The sequence below is a fragment of the Streptomyces sp. NPDC033136 genome, from assembly GCF_055578235.1.
This window is the reverse complement of record NZ_JBVIPD010000002.1, coordinates 207,525-226,028: the sequence shown is the minus strand read 5'-3', so window position 1 is coordinate 226,028 and position 18,504 is coordinate 207,525. Positions and strand designations below refer to the sequence as shown.

The following is an 18,504-nucleotide window of genomic DNA, read 5'->3' as shown; positions in this document are numbered from 1 at the left end:
GTGCCTGGGAGGCGGTACGCCGAGCCGCACAGCACGACCACGCCGTCGCCGTCCCGGGTCAGGTCCCGCAGTGCCGCGGAGAGAGTCCGCTCGCGGAGTGAGCCCGTGGAGCAGAACTCCTCCAGTGCGCACGGGTGGAGTTCCGCCACTGCCTCCTCCAGCGCCCGGCGGCGGGCGGCGGCTTCGTCCCGCAGGTCGTCCCGCACCGGTGCGGCCCCCGGAGCGTCTGTGTCCGTCCACGGCAGGGCGCGCATGCGGACGAGGTCGACGACGCCGTTGAAGGAGTCCTCCGCGCCGATCGGCAGTTGCACGGCCAGCGGAGCCGGGTGCAGTCGCTCCCGGATCGACGCCACGGCCGCGTCGAGGTCCGCACCGGCGCGGTCCATCTTGTTGACGAACGCGAGCCTCGGTACGCCGTAACGGTCGGCCTGCCGCCACACCGACTCGCTTCGCGGTTCCACCCCGGCCACTGCGTCGAACACGGTCACAGTGCCGTCGAGTGCCCGCAGTGCCCGCTCCACCTCGTCGGCGAAGTCGACGCGCCCCGGGGTGTCGATGAGGTCGTCGGGCCGACCGCCGCGATGCCAGGGGCGGCATGGAACACCAGGTTGAGGGTGTGGTCCTCGCGGTGCGGTTCCGCCGTGGCGAGAGCCGCGCACTCAGTTCCTGCCCGTAACCGCCATTGATGGTGCCGGGGTACGTGGTGTCCAGGGACACCGAGCGGCTCACGCCGTGTGTCGAGGTGTCACGGTCGCGGCGGGCGCAGGGCTGTCAGGTCGTCCGGAAGCCACTCCGGGTGGTACGTCGCCAGGGCGGCGCCGCCGAGCCACCAGCCGCGGTGCACCAGGGCTCGGCACAGGCCGGGGTCGAGGCGGTCGAAGACGGTCGGGACGAGAGCGAGGTGCCGGCCGTCGTGGGCCGGGTGTTCGGCGAAGGCCTCGCGCCAGCGGCGCAGGGCCTCGGGGCCGTCCGCGGGGAAGTCGGTGGAGAGCTGGACGAGGACTCCCCGGCGGGCACCGCGTGGCGGTTCGCCGTCCGGGCCCGCGGCCCCGGCGTGCTCGAAGCGTTCGACGGTGGCCCGGGTCCGCAGCGTCGTGCTCTGCCGGTACAGCAGCGAGTTCGCCCGGGCCAGGTCGCGGACCACCGGGACGCGCCCGTACACGCCGGGGCGCAGCAGTCCTCCGGCGTTGAGGACGCACAGGAAGGTGTGGCGGTAGCGGTCGCCGTCGATGGCCTCCAGACCGGTGTTGTCGTACGTACCGCCGTCGAGCAGCGCGGGCGGGTGGGTGGCGCAGGGGAAGGGGCCCTGGTCGAGGACGACGGGCGGGAACGCGCCGGGCACCGCGGCGGAGGCCGACACGGCCCGGCTCAGCCGCAGCCGGGTGCCGGCCGTGGGGGCCAGGCCGATGGTGTAGTCGCCGTACACGTCGCGTTCGAAGGTGAAGCGGGCACCGGTGGCCAGGTTGGCCGCGTTGACGATCCAGCGCACCTGCGGGTCCAGCCGCTCCAGTTCGGTCTTCTGGAAGAACCACTCGTCCAGACGTCTGGCCAGCAGGTCCGTGCGGGTCGTGGGGCCGAGGGTCCGCCACAGGCCGCAGAGGAGAGCACGCTTGAGGGAACGGGAGGAGACGCGGTCGACGACCGGCGCGATGACCAGCTCGTCGACGGCGCGCGCGGTGAAGTCCTCCTGCCGCAGCGCGGGCCAGGCGGTGGCCAGGCAGCCGTTGGCGATCGAACCGCCGGACACGGAGGAGGAGTACCGCAGCCGGGGCAGCAGCCCGGTGTCGGCCAGCAGCCGGACGAAGCCCAGGGCGGCGAGGGTGGCGCGGAATCCGCCACCGGACAGCGCGAGCGCGACCGGGTGTGCCGTGGCGGGTGGTTCGGCAGGGCGGAGGGTGTCGCCGCAGGGACGCGCCACGAGGCCGGTGCCGACCGCGGGCGAGTCCACGATCCATCGCGGACCCGCGGCTGTCACGGCGTCAGCCGGGGGCACGGGAGGGGCGGGAGGGGCGGGAGGGGCGGGGGCCTGCCGGGAGGAGGTCATGGCCGGTCTCCGATCGTGATGAGGAGCGCTTGCTCGGCGGGCGCCCGGACGGCGACGTCGAAGGCGCGGCCCTCGCGCAGGCGCGTCAGCTCCTCCTCGGCGAACGGGATGTGGTTGGTCAGGTGGACGACGTAGGCGTCGTCCGGTGCCCGGGACTCGACGAGCCAGCGCAGGGTGTCCTCGTGGGGGTGGTGGTGGCGGATGCCGTCGGCGGATATGACGTAGTGGTCGGCCCGCACCTGCTCGAAGAAGCCCGCTTCCACGTTGCGGTCGCTGCCGTGGTGCGGCAGTTTCAGCAGATCGACGTGGAGGGGTTCCGCGTCGCCGAGCAGGCCCAGTTCGCGCAGCCCGGTCAGGACGTGGTCGCCGCGGGCGTCACCGGTGAGCAGGGCGGTGCGGCCCTCGTGGCGCAGCAGCAGGACGAGGCTGGAGAGGTTCGGCACCGACCCGTCGGTGTACCCCGCCGTGAGGATGCCGGGATCGCCGCGTTGTTTCGCCTTGCGCCACCGTTCCTCCAGTTCCTCCAGCGCTTCCTCGTCGGGCGCGACGACCGTGACGTCCAGGTCGTCGAGGGTGGCCTCGGCGCCCTCGGTGAGCGGGCCGCCGAACGGGGTGTTGCCGTCCAGGCGCAGAGCGGTGGCCGCGTTGCGGATGTCGCGGCCCTGCTGGTAGCTGGCCCCGACCGCCGCGTCGGTGGCGGCGCGTTCGAGGAGCGGGCGGACGGATGCGCTCAGCCCGGGGGCGCGCGTGTCGACGAGTTCCTCCACGGAGTTGAACCACAGGGCGTCCACCGCGTACGGCAGGACGTCTCCGTCCTGGAGGGCCTGCCTCATGTCCCGGAAGAGCCGGACGAGTCCGCCGGCGTGGTCGTCGTCGACGTGGGACAGGCACACGACGTCGAGGTGCGGCGGGCCGCCGCCGTCCGGGCCTGCGAGCTGGAGCAGCCGGCCGCGGAGCGTGGCCCGGTAGACGCCGCCCGGACCGCCGTCGACGAGCATGACCCGTTCGGCGGGCGCGCCCCAGCGGACGAGGAAGCAGTCGCCGTGCCGGGCGTCGAGGAAATCGAAGGTGAGCATGTCGGCTCCTGGCTGGTGGGCCGGGTCGTCAGACGGACTGGATGGCGCGCAGCACGTCGACGAGTCCATGGCCCTGGAAGTGGCGTTCGCGAGCGAGGTCGGTCGCCGTGGCGCAGAGGATCTCCTTCACGCGTTCCGGGCGGCCGAGCAGTTCCCGGTGACGGGCCAGCAGCATGGCCGCTGCTCCGCTGACATGGGCGGCCGCCTGGCTGGTCCCGTGCATGGCGGCGATGCCCTCGCCGGGGATGGGTCCGTCGATGTCCTCCCCCGGCGCCACCAGGTCGGGCTTGGGCCGCCCGTCGCCGGTGGGGCCCCTGCTGGAGAAGTAACTGACGCCGTGGCGGTGCGGGTTGCTGCGGTGGGTGGAGCCGACGGTGATGACGGACTCGGCGTTGCCGGGGTCGGAGATGCTGATGCCCCGGTAGTCGGTGCCCACGGTCCGCACGGTGCCGGTGAATCCCGCGTTGCCGGCCGCGGTGACGACCACGACGCCCGACCGCGTCAGGCGGTCGCACTCGACGCACACGGGTGTCCATCCGGTGGAGTGGCTGGCGACGTCGTGCGGGACCGACAGGCTGATGTTGACCCCGGCGACGATGTACCGTCCGGCCTGTTCGTTGATGTGCCGGATCGCCTGGAGCGCGGTGACGATGGAGAACTCGTCGCCGCCGCCGTCGTCGTCGAGGACCCGGAAGTCGTAGAGCCGGATGCGCGGGCAGACGCCGCGGAAGTCCAGCTCCGGCCACCAGCCGCCGATGATGCCGGCGATGTGCGTGCCGTGCTGGTCGCCGGGCGGTGGCCGTGCGGGCTGTTTCGGGGACGGGGTGGTGTCGACGGACGGCAGGGCGGCCGACCAGTTGACGAGGCCACCCACGAGCACGTCGGCGGAGAGTTTCTCCCGTACGTCGGTGAAGTCGAAGGAGCGGGCGATGCGCGTCTCCAGTCTCCGCGGCGTGGAGCCGGTGGTGTCCCAGTCGTGGAAGGCGGGGTGCCGCGGATCGATGCCGCTGTCGACCACCGCCCAGCCGATGGAGGCGGTGTCGACCGAGAAGACCTGCTCCGCCGCGTCGGCTTTGATCGTCCGGCGGGACCGTACGACCGCGCCGGTCGCCGGCCGGTTCGTCGTCACGGAGACGACCGGGTACTTCTGTCTTCGGTCGGCCACCCGCCCGGCGGGTGCGTGCGGCCTGCGCACGGGGCCGGTGTCCACGACGACGGCGTCCAGCATGTCGACGAGTACGCCGGTCACGGCCCGTTCCCGGGTCTCACCCGGGGCCGGGGCCGGCCGCGCGTCCTCCACGACACGGTGCAGCAGCCGCAGGAGCCAGGTGACGTGGCGGCCGCGCTCCTGCCGGCGCTCCATGCTGTCGTGGATCTCGCTGGTGGCCGGGGTCCTGACGTGTCCGGCGAGGGCCGCTTCGACGCCTTCGGTCCCGCCGCTGCGGGCGAGCTCGTGGGCGACGCGTACGGCGCCGGCGAGACTGGTCAGGGGCAGGACCTCGCTGACGAGTTCCTTCAGGGTCAGCTGCGCCGCCACGAAGCTGCCGGCCGCGATCGGACGGCACTTCTCCATCAGCGCGCGGCTCTGGAAACGCTCCAGCACCTGCTCGACGCCGTATTCCTCACGGATCGCGAGAATCAGGTCCTGCCGTCCCGGCTCTGCCGTGCGGGCCGCGGCTCCGGGGCCCTGGCCGACCCCGCCCTCCGGTCCGTCGGCGTTCCCGCGCGAGGGCGGCGGCTGGGCGAACGCGAGCCACACGTCGAAGTGCACGGGGCAGTAGGTGGCCCACAGGACAGGTACGGCATCCTCCCCGTAGAACACCGCTGAGAGGTCGGCTCGGTCCATGGGGACTCCCGGGGCGCTGTGCGTTCGGCCCTGCGCATGGCGGTGGGAGACGGCGACAGCGGCCGAGGGCCTGTCTCCATTTTCCGCCCTGGTCATGAGCGGCTGCAACCGCAAGGGCGACCGCGCCGGCACGCCCGGTGGGGCACGTCGACAGACGTCCGCGAGCCCCGGGATCGTGGGGCGCGGGGCTCGCCGTACGCGGGAAGCGCCGTAGGCGGGGGTTCCACGTACGCAGGGCTCCACATGCCCGGGAAGGTTCGGCGGTGCACCGGCAGCGCGCTGACGCCACGACAGGCGGAGCGCGGTGATGTCGCGTCACGGCGGGCCGTGCCCTGCCGGGGCGGGCAGGGGCAGCTGACTACCGCCCCTGCCCCTGCCCCTGTGCCGCCGAGGGCGGCCCTCCCTCGTACGCCGCGAGCAGCACGGCCCGGGCCCCCTCCGCCGTCACCTCGCGCGGGTTGGCGTACGGCTCGGCCGCGACCCGGTCCGCCGCCGGGATCACGTCGCCTGCCGAGAGGCCGAGGCCGGCGAGGGAGCGGGGTGCGCCGAGGCGGCCGGCCAGGTCCCACAGGGCGCGCGGCACGTCGTCGGTGCCGAGGGCGCGGCGCAGTACGGTCAACGCCCGTGGCGCAGCAGGGGCGTTGTAGGCGAGGGCGTGCGGCAGGACGACGGTGTGGGTCTCGGCGTGGGGCAGTCCGTAGGTGCCGCCCAGGACGTGGCACAGCTTGTGGTGCAGCCCCATGGTGGTCACGCCGAGGCAGGCGCCGCACAGCCACGCCGCGTACAGCGCCCGGCCGCGCGCGTCCAGGTCCTCCGGGTCGGCGGTCAGCCGGGGCAGGGCCTCGGCCATCGCCCGGACGCCCTCCTCAGCCATGACCGACACGAGCGGGGAGACGTCCGGGGCGTACAGCGCCTCGACGGCGTGCGCGAGGGCGTTGACGCCGCTGGTCACGGTCAGGGAGACGGGCAGGGAGAGCGTGAGTTGGGGGTCGTAGACGACGCTGCGGGGCTGGACGGCCGGGTCGCGGCCGGTGCGCTTGACGCCGTGCTCGGTCAGGCCCCAAACCGGGGTCATCTCGGAACCCGAGTAGGTCGACGGCACGGCGATCAGCGGCAGCCCGGTGCGCAGGGCGATCGCCTTGCCGAGCCCGATCGCCGACCCGCCGCCGACCGCGACGCAACCGTCCGCCCCGGCCGCCCGTACCGCCGCGACGGCCCGGTCGGCGTCCTCGACGGGGACGTGCATCCGGGCCTCGGCGTGCAGTCCGGCGCAGCGGTCGCCGAGCGCGTCGGCGACCGCCCGGGCGACGCGCTCGCCGTGGCTGCCGCACACCACGAGCAGCCGTCTGAGGCCCAGGCGGGCGGCTTCGTCCGGGGTCGCGGTGACGGCCGCGCCGGGCCGGAAGACGACCCGCACGGGCCGGGTCTCGTACGTGAACTCCTCCTGGAACGTCATGCGGTGCGCTCCAGGACGAGGTCGAAGTCGGCGTGACGGAAGGGGCTGGGCACGCCGAACTCCCGGGCCAGGGAGGGATCGTCCGTCTCCGCGAAGTCCCGGACCAGGCTCTGCTTCACGGCGAACACCGCGTCGGAGTCGAGGTAGTCGCCGCCCGCCACGAAGATGTGCGTGGTGACGGGGGTGTGTCCCGCGGCCGAGGCGATGAAGTGGATGTGCGCGGGGCGGTAGGGGTGCCGCCCGGTCGCGCGCAGCAGCCCGCCCACGGGGCCGTCGGTGGGGATGGGGTACGCCGCCGGAACGCAGGTGCGGAACCAGAAGCGGCCCTCGGCGTCGGCGGTGAACAGTCCGCGTCCGTTGCCGGCGGGCTGGATGCCGGGCTGCTGGACGTCGTAGAAGCCCTTGTCGTCGGCCTGCCAGACGTCGACGACGGCGCCGGGCAGCGGGATGCCGTCCCCGGACCGTACCCGGCCGCTGACCACGCACGGCTCGCCGCCGCCCACCAGGTCGATGTCGTCGCCGAGCGCGCGGACCGGCGACTCGCTCAGGTGGAAGGGGCCGAGCACGGTCGACTCCGTGGCCCCGGGCGCGCGGCGGCCGTTGACGGTCTCCACGAGCATGGAGAGTCCGAGCACGTCCGACAGGAGGATGAACTCCTGCCGGGTGTCGGTGCAGGCCTGTCCCGTGGCCGTCAGGAACGCGATCGCCCGCTCCCACTCCTGCTGTGTCAGCCGCGTCTCGCGCGCGAAGTCGTGCAGGTGACGGACCAGTCCGGTGAGCAGGTCCCGCAGCCGCGGGTCGGCGGTCGCGTGGAGACTGGCGACGGCCTGTTCGGTGACGCTGGTCCCGGTCGCGTCGGTGGTCATCCCGGCTCCTCGTCGTCGGCGTCCGCTTCTTCCATGATGGCGCGCGCCTTCTTCCATGATGGCGCGCGCCTTCTTCCATGATGGCGCGCGCTCAGGCGTGGCCGAGGAGCCGCCGCAGCGCGTCCGCGAGCGCTTCCCCGGCGTCCGGTGCGGCGGAGGCGTGGCGGAGGAGTGGCGGAAGGTAACGAATCCGTCGGGGCGTACGAGGAGGGCGCCCGCGTCGGGGATCTCGCGCGAGGCGCGCCAGTCGCCGTAGGAGTCCTCGTACTGCTGCCCGGGGCCGATCACCACGATGACGATCGGAATGTCCTGAGCCGAGGCGGCCCGCACCCAGGCCTCTCCCCGACGCCGGTCAGCAGGGTGAAGCGGCCCCGGCCGATCCTGTCGAAGGTGGAGAGGGTGCGGTGCCGGCCGTGATCCGGGCGTGCGGGAGCCGGGCGCCGGGGCTGGTGGGCGGCTTGTGGTGCAGGTCGGGGCTGAACGGCGACGCACAACAGCTCGGGCGGGTCGGGAAGCTTCCCGACCCGCCCGTGCTGGTCTGTTTGTGTCTGTGTCCGAGGGGGGACTTGAACCCCCACGCCCGATAAAGGGCACTAGCACCTCAAGCTAGCGCGTCTGCCATTCCGCCACCCGGACCAGGTGTCTGCCGCCTTGCCAGGGGTGCTCCCGGCGGCGACACGGACAACCATACCAAGGTTTCGCAGTGCCTTTCACCTGCGTTTCCTTCCTCGGGGCGGAGGTCCGGGACCTGGCGCCCCGATGCACCTAGGGTCACACCATGAGTGACTGGATGGTTACGCAAAGCTCTGCGGCGGGGCGTCGTCCGCGTGCGCTGTCGCCGCTCAGGGAGCATCTGCGCGACACGTTCTGGTTCGCCCCCACCGCGGCGATGCTGAGCGTCTTCGTGGTCTGGGTGGGGGCAGAGGCGCTCGACGCGGCCATCGTCGAGCGGCTCCAGGAGGAGCGCGACTACGAGACGCTCGGCGAGCTGCTGCGGTTCGCGGCGGACGCGAAGGCCGTGGTGAGCACGGTCAGCTCCGCGATGATGACCTTCATCGGTGTGGTCTTCAGCATCTCGCTCGTGGCCGTGCAGATGGCGAGCGGGCAGTTCACCCCGCGCGTGGTGCGGCTCTTCGTCCGCAGCCGGATCACCAAGGCGACCTTCGCGGTGTTCCTTGCCACCTTCGTGCTGTCCCTGCTGGTCCTGACCGCCTTCGACAGCACCGACGACCCCCGTGCCGTCATGTCGGTGCCCCTGGTGCAGTCCGCCCTCACGCTGTGCATGGTCGCGCTGAGCCTGCTGCTGTTCGTGCTGTACGTGAACAGCACCCTGCGGCTGATGCGGATCAGCCATGTGATCGCGCGGATCACCACGGAGTCGTTCCGGGTCGCCGCTTCGATGCCCGTGCGGGTCAGCGGACGGGACGACCCCGGCCTCGGTTCCGAGGCCGCGTGGGTACCGCACGAGGGCCGGGCCGGTGTGCTGCGGGACGTGCACATCGCGCGGCTCGTGCGGGTGGCGCGCAAGTACGGTCTCGTGCTGCGGCTGATCCCGCGGATCGGGGACTTCGTGGTGCCGGGGATGCCCGTGCTGGCGGTCCACGGCGGCCCGGTCCCGCCGCGCAGGGCGCTGCGTTCCGCGATCTCGGTGGGGGTGGAGCGGACCTACCACCAGGATCTCGGCTTCGGGCTGCGGCAGTTGTCCGACATCGCGCTGCGTGCCCTGTCGACCGCGATCAACGATCCGACGACGGCCGTCCAGGCGCTGGACCGCATCGTCCAGTTGCTGACCGCGCTGAGCCGTCGGCCTCTGGACGCCGCCCTGCACCGGGACCGGGGCGGAACGGTGCGGCTGGTGCAGGCCGTGCCCGGGTGGACCGAGCTGGTGGATCTGGGGTTCACCGAGGTACGGGGGTGCGCCGTCGGGAGCCCGCAGGTTTCGCGGCGCATGCTGGCCGGCCTGGACGACCTGCTCCTGCTCGCCCCGCCGGAACGCCGCGAGCCGCTGCTGCGTCATCGCGCACTCCTGCGCCAGGCGGTCGACCTCGCCGCCCCGACCCCGGCGGACCGCGCGTTCGCGCTGCGCCCGGACAGGCAGGGCATCGGCTGAGCGAGGCTCAGGTGGCGCCCGACAGCGGTCGGCCAGGGGCCCCACCGGCGAGGGGCACCGGGAGCTCCCTCTCACGGAAGCAACTGGTACTCCGGGAAGTTCCCCGGCAGCCTCTCCCCCACCGGTCCCCGCGTCACCGCGCGCACCAGCAGTTCCCCGCCCACGAACGCACCCCGCCAGGACGCGCCCAGCCCGCCGAACAGCTCGTCCCGGTCGCCGCGTGAGCGGGGCCGCCCGTGACCGACCTTGAACGCGCGGATCTGCGGGGCGAGCCGGTCGTAGGTGACCCGGTTGTCCGTGGACAACGTGGCGACCAGCGCGCCGTTGGAGGCGTTCGTCGCGGCCAGCAGCTCCGCCTCCGTGTCGACCAGGACGATCGTGTCGACCGGGCCGAACGGCTCCGCGTGGTGCAGCGGAGAGGACGAGGGCGGGTTGAGGAGTGTGACCGGCTGGACGTAGGCGGAGGTGTCCTGGCCGGGCAGGAAGCGCGCGTCGTCCGGGCTGCCGCGGTGCAGCGGCACGGCGCCGCGCTCGATCGCCTCGGTGACCTGGTCGCGCAGTTCCTTCGCCTTGGCCGCGTTGATCACCGGCCCGAAGTCCAGCTCGGGGTACGGGTCGTCCCGCTGCTCCACGGCGAGCGGATGCCCGACCCTGAGCGTGCGCACCGCCGGGAGGTACGCCGCCAGGAACGCGTCGAACAGGTGCCGCTGGACGACGAAGCGCGGGTACGCCGTGCAGCGCTGCTTGCCGTAGTCGAAGAGCCCCGGGATCGCCGCGGTGAGCGCGTCCCAGTCCGAGTAGTCCCAGATACCCCAGGTGTTGAGTCCTTCCTGTTCGAGTACGTGTCGTTTGCCGAGGTCGGCGACGTCCGTGGCCACTGCGGCGCCGGTGTCGCGACCGCCGACGAAGGAGACGCAGCCGATCTCGGGCGCCCGCACCAGTGCCTCGGACAGCTCGCCTCCGCTGCCGCTGACGAGGGTCACGGGAACTCCCTCGCGGGCGGCGAGCGCGCAGGCCAGGGTCAGACAGGCGACACCGCCGTCGGTCGGGGTCTTGGCGATGACCGCGTTGCCCGCCAGTGCCTGCACCAGCACTGCGTGAACGAGCACGCTCATCGGGTAGTTCCAGCTCGCGATGTTGGACACCGGGCCGTCCAGCGGGGCCCGGCCGGCGAGCATCGGCTCGGCGCCGTCGACGTACCAGCGGACCCCGTCGATGGCCCGGTCGACGTCCGCCTGGGCGAGCCGCCAGGGCTTGCCGATCTCCCACACGAGCAGCAGTGCGAGGAGCCGCCGGTGTTCGGCGAGGGCGTCGAGGGTGGCCGCGACGCGGGCCCGGCGCTCCTCCAGGGGGAGGTGCCGCCAGGCGCGATGCTGGTCGAGGGCGGCGCGCACGGCCCGGCGGGCGGTGGCCCCGTCCAGGCGTGGCGGGCCGGCGATCGGGCTGCCGTCGACGGGGCTGACGGCGGGCAGAACCCGGCCGTCCGCCTGCCAGGCGGCGTTCCAGAGGTTGAGGACCCGGTCGTCCCGGAAGGCCTCGGGCGCGACGGTGAGGCAGCGCCGCCATGCGTCGGGCCAGGACGTGCCGGCTTTGAGGGTGAGGGTGGGTGCCATGGGATCGCTCCGCTCTCGGTGCGCAGTCGGGGGCGGGGAATCAGGCTCGGGTGACGCGCTGTCGGCCTTCGAGCCGCGCGAGCACGAGATTCGCCGTCTCGGTCGGTGTGCTGCCCACGCTCACCCCGACCGCTTCCAGCGCCTCCTTCTTCGCCTGCGCCGTGCCGGAGGAACCGGACACGATCGCGCCCGCGTGCCCCATGGTCTTGCCCTCGGGCGCGGTGAATCCGGCGATGTAGCCGACGACGGGTTTCGTGACGTGCTCGCGGATGTACGCCGCGGCGCGTTCCTCCGCGTCGCCGCCGATCTCGCCGATGAGGACGATCAGTTCGGTGTCGGGGTCGTCCTGGAAGGCGGCGAGGCAGTCGATGTGCGTGGTGCCGACGACCGGGTCGCCGCCGATGCCGACGCACGTCGAGAAACCGATGTCGCGCAGCTCGTACATGAGCTGGTACGTCAGCGTGCCCGACTTGGAGACGAGGCCGATGCGGCCCGGCTTGGTGATGTCGGTTGGGATGATGCCCGCGTTGGACTGGCCGGGCGTGATGAGGCCCGGGCAGTTGGGGCCGACGACCCGGGTGCCCTTCTCCTTGGCGTGGGCGGTGAAGGCGACGGAGTCGTGGACGGGGATGCCCTCGGTGATGACGACGGCGAGGCCGATGCCGGCGTCCGCGGCCTCGACGACGGCCGCCTTGGCGAAGGCGGGCGGCACGAAGACGACGGTGACGTCCGCCCCTGTCGCACGCATCCCGTCGGCGACCGAGCCGAAGACGGGGACTGCCATGGGGGCACCTCCCAGGCTTTTGAGGCACTGGGGGACGTCGAAGTCGACGGTGTGGCCGGCCTTGCGCGGGTTGACGCCGCCGACGACGTTCGTGCCGGCGGCCAGCATGCGCCGGGTGTGCTTCATGCCCTCGCCGCCGGTCATGCCCTGGACGAGGACCTTGCTCTCCTTGGTGAGGTAGATGGCCATGGCGTTCCCTCTCCTCAGACCCGAATGGCGAGTTCGGCGGCACGGGCGGCGGCGCCGTCCATGGTGGTGACCTGCTCGACCAGCGGATGCGCGTGCTCGTCGAGGACGGCCCGGCCCCGGGCCGCGTTGTTCCCGTCGAGGCGCACGACGAGCGGCTTGGTCAGCCGTACGGTGTCCAGCGCCCGGACGATGCCGTCGGCGACCGCGTCGCAGGCGGTGATGCCGCCGAAGACGTTGACGAAGACGGACTTCACGGCCGGGTCGGAGAGGATGACCGACAGTCCGTCCGCCATGATCTGGGCGCTCGCTCCGCCACCGATGTCGAGGAAGTCGGCGGGTCGCGCGCCGCAGCCCGCGACCACGTCGAGGGTCGACATGACGAGGCCGGCGCCGTTGCCGATGATGCCGACCTCGCCGTCCAGCTTGACGTAGTGGAGGCCCTTCGCGGCGGCCGCCGCCTCCAGCGGGTCGTCGTGCTCCGTGCCCTCCGCGCCCCAGCGGGCCTGCCGGAAGCGGGCGTTGTCGTCGAGGGTGACCTTGCCGTCGAGGGCGAGGATCTGCCCCTGCCCGGTGCGGACGAGCGGGTTCACCTCGACCAGGAGGGCGTCCTCGCGGACCAGGACCTCCCAGAGCCGTACGAGGACGTCGACGGTCTGCGGCGGCAGCCCGGCGGCCTCGGCGATCTCGCCCGCCTTCGCGGAGGTGACGCCCTCGGCGGGGTCGACGGGGACGCGGGCCACGGCCTCGGGGCGGGTGGCGGCCACCTCCTCGATGTCCATGCCGCCTTCGGCCGAGGCGATCGCGAGGAAGCGGCCCGCCGCGCGATCGAGCACGTAGGACACGTAGAACTCGGTGTCGATGTCCACGGGCTGGGCCAGCATCACCTTGCCGACCGTGTGGCCCTTGATGTCCATGCCGAGGATCTGACGGGCGGTGAGTTCGGCGGCGGCCGGGTCGACGGCGAGCTTCACTCCGCCCGCCTTGCCGCGCCCACCGGTCTTCACCTGGGCCTTGACCACGACACGGCCGCCGAGCCGGCGTGCGATCTCCCGGGCTTGCTTGGGTGAGTCCGTCACCTCGGCCCGCGGCACCAAGATGCCGTGCTCTTCGAAGAGTTCCCTTGCCTGGTGTTCGTACAGGTCCATTCCGGCTCCTGACTGCCGTCTTTTCCGGGGAGCGCCCCCCGGCCCCCCGAAAATGCCGCACGCCCCCTGGACACCACCCACCGGATGCGGGATAACAAGCTTCATACAGTATTCGTCGACTGTATGCAATGTACCGCGAGTCGTTCCAACCCCCTACGAAGGGACAGGACTTCGTCATGCCCGACGACACCCAGGACGTGATCTCCGGTGGTCATCTCGTAGCCAAGGCGCTGAAGGCCGAGGGGGTCGAGCGCATCTACACGCTGTGCGGCGGCCACATCATCGACATCTACGACGGCTGCGTCGACGAGGGCATCGAAGTCGTCGACGTCCGTCACGAACAGGTCGCCGCCCACGCCGCCGACGGCTACGCACGCATCACCGGCAAGCCCGGCTGCGCCGTGGTCACCGCCGGGCCGGGGACGACCGACGCCGTCACCGGCGTCGCCAACGCCTTCCGGGCGGAGTCACCGATGCTGCTGATCGGCGGTCAGGGAGCCCTCACGCAGCACAAGATGGGATCCCTGCAGGACCTGCCGCACGTCGACATGATGAACCCCATCACCAAGTTCGCGGCAACCGTGCCGGACACGGCACGCGCGGCGGACATGGTGTCCATGGCGTTCCGCGAGTGCTTCCACGGCGCGCCCGGCCCCTCCTTCCTGGAGATCCCGCGCGACGTGCTCGACGCCAAGGTGCCTGCGTCCAAGGCACGCGTGCCGCGGTCCGGGTCCTACCGCGCCTCGACCCGCTCGGCCGGCGACCCCGAGGCGATCGAGAGGCTCGCCGACCTGCTGGTGCACGCCGAGAAGCCGGCCATCCTGCTCGGCAGCCAGGTGTGGACGACCCGGGGCACCGAGTCGGCCATCGAGCTGGTGCGCACGCTGAACATCCCGGCCTACATGAACGGCGCCGGCCGCGGCACCCTCCCGCCCGGCGACCCGCACCACTTCCAGCTCTCCCGGCGGTACGCCTTCTCAGGCGCCGACGTCATCGTCATCGTCGGTACGCCCTTCGACTTCCGCATGGGCTACGGCAAGCGGCTGTCCCCGGACGCGACCGTCGTGCAGATCGACCTCGACTACCGCACGGTCGGCAAGAACCGCGACATCGACCTCGGCATCGTGGGCGACGCGGGGCTGGTGCTGAAGTCGGTCACCGAGGCCGCCTCCGGACGCGTCAACGGCGGGGCGTCGAAGCGCAAGGAATGGCTGGACGAGCTGCGGGCGGCCGAGCAGACCGCTCTGGAGAAGCGGCTGCCGAACCTGAAGTCGGACGCCTCACCCATCCACCCGTACCGGCTGGTCAGCGAGATCAACGACTTCCTCACCGAGGACTCGATCTACATCGGAGACGGCGGCGACATCGTCACCTTCTCCGGGCAGGTCGTGCAGCCCAAGTCGCCCGGGCACTGGATGGACCCGGGGCCCCTGGGCACGCTCGGCGTCGGCGTCCCCTTCGTGCTCGCGGCCAAGCAGGCGCGGCCCGACAAGGAGGTCGTCGCGCTCTTCGGCGACGGCGCGTTCTCGCTGACCGGCTGGGACTTCGAGACTCTCGTCCGCTACGACCTCCCCTTCGTCGGCATCGTCGGCAACAACTCCTCCATGAACCAGATCCGCTACGGCCAGGCCGCCAAGTACGGCAAGGACCGCGAGCGGATCGGCAACACCCTCGGTGACGTCCACTACGACAAGTTCGCCCAGATGCTGGGCGGTTACGGCGAGGAGGTCCGCGACCCCGCCGACATCGGCCCGGCCCTGCGGCGTGCCCGCGAGTCCGGCAAGCCGTCCCTGATCAACGTCTGGGTCGATCCCGACGCGTACGCCCCCGGAACCATGAACCAGACCATGTACAAGTGAGGTGCCCCCGATGACTGCTCCGTCCACCAAGGCCCTCGAAGGCATCCGCGTCCTGGACATGACCCATGTCCAGTCCGGGCCCTCCGCGACCCAGCTGCTCGCCTGGCTCGGCGCGGACGTCGTCAAGCTGGAGGCGCCGGCCGGCGACATCACGCGCAAGCAACTGCGCGACCTGCCGGACGTCGACTCCCTCTACTTCACGATGCTCAACTGCAACAAGCGGAGCATCACCCTCAACACCAAGACCGAACGGGGCAAGGAGATCCTCACCGAGCTGATCCGGCGCTCCGACGTCATGGTCGAGAACTTCGGACCGGGCGCGGTCGACCGGATGGGCTTCACCTGGGACCGCATCCAGGAGATCAATCCGCGTATCGTCTATGCCTCCATCAAGGGGTTCGGCGAGGGCCCGTACACCAACTTCAAGGCGTACGAGGTCGTCGCGCAGGCCATGGGCGGGTCGATGTCGACCACCGGTTTCGAGGACGGGCCGCCGCTGGCGACGGGGGCCCAGATCGGGGACTCGGGGACGGGCGTGCACGCCGTGGCGGGCATCCTCGCCGCGCTCTACCAACGGGAGCGCACCGGGCGCGGGCAGCGGGTCAACGTGGCCATGCAGCACGCTGTACTCAACCTGTGCCGGGTGAAGCTGCGGGACCAGCAGCGTCTGGCACACGGGCCGCTCGCTGAATATCCCAACGAGGACTTCGGCGACGAGGTTCCCAGGTCCGGAAACGCGTCCGGCGGCGGCCAGCCCGGCTGGGCCGTGAAGTGCGCGCCGGGCGGGCCGAACGACTACGTGTACGTCATCGTGCAGCCCGTCGGCTGGCGGCCGCTCAGCGAGCTCATCGGCCGCCCGGAGCTGGCCGACGACCCCGAGTGGGCGACGCCCGAGGCCCGGCTGCCCAAGCTCGGCAAGATGTTCCAGCTGATCGAGGAGTGGTCCTCGACCCTGCCCAAGTGGGAGGTGCTGGAGCGACTCAACGCGCACAACGTCCCGTGCGGGCCGATCCTGTCCACCAGGGAGATCATCGAGGACCGGTCGCTGGCCGCCAACGAGATGGTCGTCACCGTCCCGCACCCCGAGCGGGGCGAGTTCGTGACCGTTGGCAGCCCGCTCAAGCTGTCCGACTCCCCCGTCGAGGTGACCAGTTCACCTCTGCTCGGCGAGCACAACGAAGAGGTCTACGTCGGCGAACTCGGCCTCGGCGACGAGGAAGTGCGCCTGCTCAAGTCGAACGGGGTGATCTGACGTGATGGCCGAAGACCGGGTTCTGCGGGTGCGGTCCCTCCTCGCATCCGTGCGGGCCGAGGGCCGGACCGCGCTGACCGCGCCCGAGGGCAAGGTCATCGCCGACGCGTACGGGATCGCCGTACCGGGCGAGGAGTTGGCAACCGACGTCGACGAGGCCGTGGCGTTCGCGGCGCGTTTCAGCGGGCCCGTCGTGATGAAGATCGTCTCGCCGGACATCCTGCACAAGACCGACGCCGGCGGGGTGATCGTCGGCGTCGAGGGCGCCACGGGCGTACGGGCCGCGTTCCACACCATCATCGACAACGCGCGTGCCTACGACCCGAACGCCCGCATCTCGGGTGTGCAGGTGCAGGAACTGCTGCCTAAGGGGCAGGAGGTCATCGTCGGGGCGGTCACGGACCCGACGTTCGGCAAGGTGGTCGCGTTCGGGCTGGGCGGAGTGCTCGTCGAGGTCCTCAAGGACGTCACCTTCCGGCTCGCGCCGGTGGACGCCGACGAGGCGCTGTCCATGCTCGACTCGATCCGCTCGGCGGAGATCCTGCGCGGGGTGCGCGGCCAGGCCGGTGTGGACCGGTGGGCCGTCGCCGAGCAGATCCGCCGGGTGTCGGAACTCGTCGCGGACTTCCCGGAGATCGCGGAGGTCGACCTCAACCCGGTGATCGCCACCGCGGAGGGGGCGGTGGCCGCGGACATCCGGGTCATCCTCGCCGAGTCGCAGCCCGCGCCGCGCCGGAAGTACTCGCGGGAGGAGATCCTCACGTCGATGCGCCGTCTGATGCAGCCGGGTTCGGTCGCCGTCATCGGGGCCTCCAACGAGCAGGGCAAGATCGGCAACTCGGTGATGCGCAACCTCGTCGACGGAGGTTTCGCGGGCGACATCCACCCGGTGAATCCCAGGGCCGATGACATTCTGGGCCGCAAGGCGTACAAGAGTGTCACCGACGTTCCCGGTGAGGTGGATGTGGCGGTCTTCGCGATCCCCGCCAAGTTCGTGGCCTCGGCCCTGGAGGAGGTGGGACGCAAGGGCATCCCGAACGCCGTGCTGATCCCCTCCGGGTTCGCCGAGACCGGCGAGCACGCACTGCAGGCGGAGATCGTGGCGATCGCCGAGCGGCACGGCGTCCGGCTGCTGGGGCCGAACATCTACGGCTACTACTCGACCTGGCAGGACCTGTGCGCCACGTTCTGCACGCCGTACGACGTCAAGGGCGGGGTCGCGCTGACCTCGCAGTCGGGCGGCATCGGGATGGCCATCCTGGGCTTCGCCCGCACCACCAAGACGGGCGTGTCGGCGATCGTCGGGCTGGGCAACAAGTCGGACCTGGACGAGGACGACCTTTTGACCTGGTTCGGGGAGGACCCGCACACCGAGTGCATCGCGATGCACCTGGAGGACCTCAAGGACGGGCGCGCCTTCGTGGAGGCCGCGCGGGCGACCGTGCCGAAGAAGCCGGTGGTGGTGCTGAAGGCGGGGCGTACGGCGGCGGGTGCGAGGGCGGCCGGTTCGCACACCGGCGCCCTGGCGGGCGACGACGCCGTGTACGACGACATCCTGCGGCAGGCCGGCGTCATCCGGGCGCCGGGGCTGAACGACATGCTGGAGTACGCGCGCGCGTTGCCCGTGCTGCCCGCTCCCGAGGGTGACAACGTCGTGATCATCACGGGTGCCGGCGGCAGCGGAGTGCTGCTCTCGGACGCCGTGACGGACAACGGCCTGTCGCTGATGGAGATCCCGCCCGACCTGGACGAGGCGTTCCGGAAGTTCATCCCGCCCTTCGGGGCCGCGGGCAATCCGGTGGACATCACCGGGGGCGAGCCGCCGTCGACGTACGAGGCGACGATCCGGCTCGGTCTGGAGGACCCGCGCATCCATGCGCTGGTCCTGGGCTACTGGCACACGATCGTCACTCCCCCGATGGTCTTCGCCGAGCTCACCGCGCGCGTGGTGGCCGAGTTCCGGGAGCGCGGCATCGAGAAGCCCGTGGTGGCGTCGCTCGCGGGGGACGTGGAGGTCGAGGAGGCCTGCCAGTACCTCTTCGAGCGCGGTGTCGTGGCGTACCCGTACACGACCGAGAAGCCGGTGGCCGTGCTCGGTGCGAAGTACCGCTGGGCGCGGGAGGCGGGGCTGCTGGGGGGCGGTACATGAGGTGAGGGAGCGGGGGGGGGGGGGGGGGGAGGGGGCCCCCCCCCCCCCCCCCCCCCCCCCCCCCCCCCCAAAAAACCAGAAAAAAAGAAAAGCCAAAAAGAACACCCCCCCCCCC

12 protein-coding genes, 1 tRNA gene and 3 pseudogenes are annotated in these 18,504 nt (G+C 71.9%); 4 read left to right on the top strand and 12 right to left on the bottom strand.

The genetic code is table 11. The features are described 5' to 3' along the window. Positions 1-2 precede the first annotated feature (2 nt). The 9 genes and pseudogenes from ACZ5TL_RS04140 to ACZ5TL_RS04100 form a co-directional block, all read right to left on the bottom strand. Positions 3-566: pseudogene (locus ACZ5TL_RS04140) on the bottom strand (GTP-binding protein); the annotation flags it as partial. Continuing rightward, positions 563-735, bottom strand: a pseudogene (locus ACZ5TL_RS04135) (YceI family protein); the annotation flags it as partial. The pseudogenes ACZ5TL_RS04135 and ACZ5TL_RS04140, both read right to left, overlap by 4 nt. 10 nt (positions 736-745) lie before the next feature. Continuing rightward, positions 746-1,975 carry a patatin-like phospholipase family protein gene (locus tag ACZ5TL_RS04130; RefSeq protein WP_468587448.1) on the bottom strand — a complete coding sequence of 410 codons (1,230 nt, stop codon included), beginning with the start codon at positions 1,973-1,975 and terminating at the stop codon, positions 746-748. 65 nt (positions 1,976-2,040) lie between these two features. Next, positions 2,041-3,120, bottom strand: coding sequence for a ComEC/Rec2 family competence protein (locus ACZ5TL_RS04125; protein ID WP_468587446.1), 1,080 nt, complete (start codon positions 3,118-3,120; stop codon positions 2,041-2,043). 28 nt (positions 3,121-3,148) lie between these two features. Further along, positions 3,149-4,966, bottom strand: coding sequence for a S8 family serine peptidase (locus ACZ5TL_RS04120; protein ID WP_468587444.1), 1,818 nt, complete (start codon positions 4,964-4,966; stop codon positions 3,149-3,151). 358 nt (positions 4,967-5,324) lie between these two features. Beyond that, positions 5,325-6,422 carry a maleylacetate reductase gene (locus ACZ5TL_RS04115; RefSeq protein WP_468587442.1) on the bottom strand — a complete coding sequence of 366 codons (1,098 nt, stop codon included), beginning with the start codon at positions 6,420-6,422 and terminating at the stop codon, positions 5,325-5,327. After that, positions 6,419-7,288 (bottom strand): intradiol ring-cleavage dioxygenase, encoded by an 870-nt coding sequence (locus tag ACZ5TL_RS04110; RefSeq protein ID WP_468587997.1) that lies wholly within the window; start codon positions 7,286-7,288, stop codon positions 6,419-6,421. The genes ACZ5TL_RS04115 and ACZ5TL_RS04110 overlap by 4 nt, the downstream gene beginning before the upstream one ends. Positions 7,289-7,507: 219 nt before the next feature. Beyond that, positions 7,508-7,618: pseudogene (locus tag ACZ5TL_RS04105) on the bottom strand (hypothetical protein); the annotation flags it as partial. Between the two features lie 221 nt (positions 7,619-7,839). Next, positions 7,840-7,924: transfer RNA gene (locus ACZ5TL_RS04100), tRNA-Leu, on the bottom strand. Positions 7,925-8,066: 142 nt separating this feature from the next. Between ACZ5TL_RS04100 and ACZ5TL_RS04095 the strand changes: the two genes are divergently transcribed. After that, on the top strand, positions 8,067-9,398 hold the full coding sequence (locus tag ACZ5TL_RS04095) for a DUF2254 domain-containing protein (RefSeq protein ID WP_468587440.1): 1,332 nt from the start codon (positions 8,067-8,069) through the stop codon (positions 9,396-9,398). A gap of 71 nt (positions 9,399-9,469) precedes the next feature. Here ACZ5TL_RS04095 and ACZ5TL_RS04090 read toward each other — a convergent pair whose 3' ends face one another. From ACZ5TL_RS04090 to sucC, 3 genes are read right to left on the bottom strand one after another with little or no spacing between them, the layout of a single operon-like run. Further along, a complete protein-coding gene (locus ACZ5TL_RS04090; RefSeq protein WP_468587438.1) occupies positions 9,470-11,011 on the bottom strand; it encodes an aldehyde dehydrogenase family protein in 1,542 nt (513 codons plus the stop codon). A gap of 40 nt (positions 11,012-11,051) precedes the next feature. Beyond that, positions 11,052-11,984: a succinate--CoA ligase subunit alpha gene (sucD, locus tag ACZ5TL_RS04085; RefSeq protein ID WP_468587436.1), complete on the bottom strand. Its 933-nt coding sequence runs from the start codon at positions 11,982-11,984 to the stop codon at positions 11,052-11,054. A 14-nt stretch (positions 11,985-11,998) separates the two neighbouring features. Further along, positions 11,999-13,129, bottom strand: coding sequence for an ADP-forming succinate--CoA ligase subunit beta (sucC, locus tag ACZ5TL_RS04080; RefSeq protein WP_468587434.1), 1,131 nt, complete (start codon positions 13,127-13,129; stop codon positions 11,999-12,001). A 176-nt stretch (positions 13,130-13,305) separates the two neighbouring features. On the opposite strand from sucC, the gene ACZ5TL_RS04075 reads away from it, so the two are divergent. The 3 genes from ACZ5TL_RS04075 to ACZ5TL_RS04065 are packed head-to-tail and all read left to right on the top strand — an operon-like array spanning position 13,306 to position 18,389. Then, the gene (locus ACZ5TL_RS04075; RefSeq protein WP_468587432.1) at positions 13,306-14,988 is read left to right on the top strand and encodes a thiamine pyrophosphate-binding protein; all 1,683 of its coding nucleotides are present in this window, start codon (positions 13,306-13,308) and stop codon (positions 14,986-14,988) included. Between the two features lie 10 nt (positions 14,989-14,998). Then, positions 14,999-16,240, top strand: coding sequence for a formyl-CoA transferase (gene frc, locus ACZ5TL_RS04070; protein ID WP_468587430.1), 1,242 nt, complete (start codon positions 14,999-15,001; stop codon positions 16,238-16,240). A gap of 4 nt (positions 16,241-16,244) precedes the next feature. Beyond that, entirely contained in the window at positions 16,245-18,389 is a 2,145-nt protein-coding gene (locus ACZ5TL_RS04065) for an acetate--CoA ligase family protein (RefSeq protein ID WP_468587428.1), read from the top strand. Positions 18,390-18,504: the final 115 nt, after the last annotated feature.

Coding starts and splice junctions, on each gene's coding strand:
- ACZ5TL_RS04125 (WP_468587446.1), bottom strand. CDS start 3,120: ATGCTCACCTTCGATTTCCTCGACGCCCGGCACGGCGACTGCTTCCTC.
- ACZ5TL_RS04120 (WP_468587444.1), bottom strand. CDS start 4,966: ATGGACCGAGCCGACCTCTCAGCGGTGTTCTACGGGGAGGATGCCGTA.
- ACZ5TL_RS04115 (WP_468587442.1), bottom strand. CDS start 6,422: ATGACGTTCCAGGAGGAGTTCACGTACGAGACCCGGCCCGTGCGGGTC.
- ACZ5TL_RS04110 (WP_468587997.1), bottom strand. CDS start 7,288: ATGACCACCGACGCGACCGGGACCAGCGTCACCGAACAGGCCGTCGCC.
- ACZ5TL_RS04095 (WP_468587440.1), top strand. CDS start 8,067: ATGAGTGACTGGATGGTTACGCAAAGCTCTGCGGCGGGGCGTCGTCCG.
- ACZ5TL_RS04090 (WP_468587438.1), bottom strand. CDS start 11,011: ATGGCACCCACCCTCACCCTCAAAGCCGGCACGTCCTGGCCCGACGCA.
- sucD (WP_468587436.1), bottom strand. CDS start 11,984: ATGGCCATCTACCTCACCAAGGAGAGCAAGGTCCTCGTCCAGGGCATG.
- sucC (WP_468587434.1), bottom strand. CDS start 13,129: ATGGACCTGTACGAACACCAGGCAAGGGAACTCTTCGAAGAGCACGGC.
- ACZ5TL_RS04075 (WP_468587432.1), top strand. CDS start 13,306: ATGCCCGACGACACCCAGGACGTGATCTCCGGTGGTCATCTCGTAGCC.
- frc (WP_468587430.1), top strand. CDS start 14,999: ATGACTGCTCCGTCCACCAAGGCCCTCGAAGGCATCCGCGTCCTGGAC.
- ACZ5TL_RS04065 (WP_468587428.1), top strand. CDS start 16,245: ATGGCCGAAGACCGGGTTCTGCGGGTGCGGTCCCTCCTCGCATCCGTG.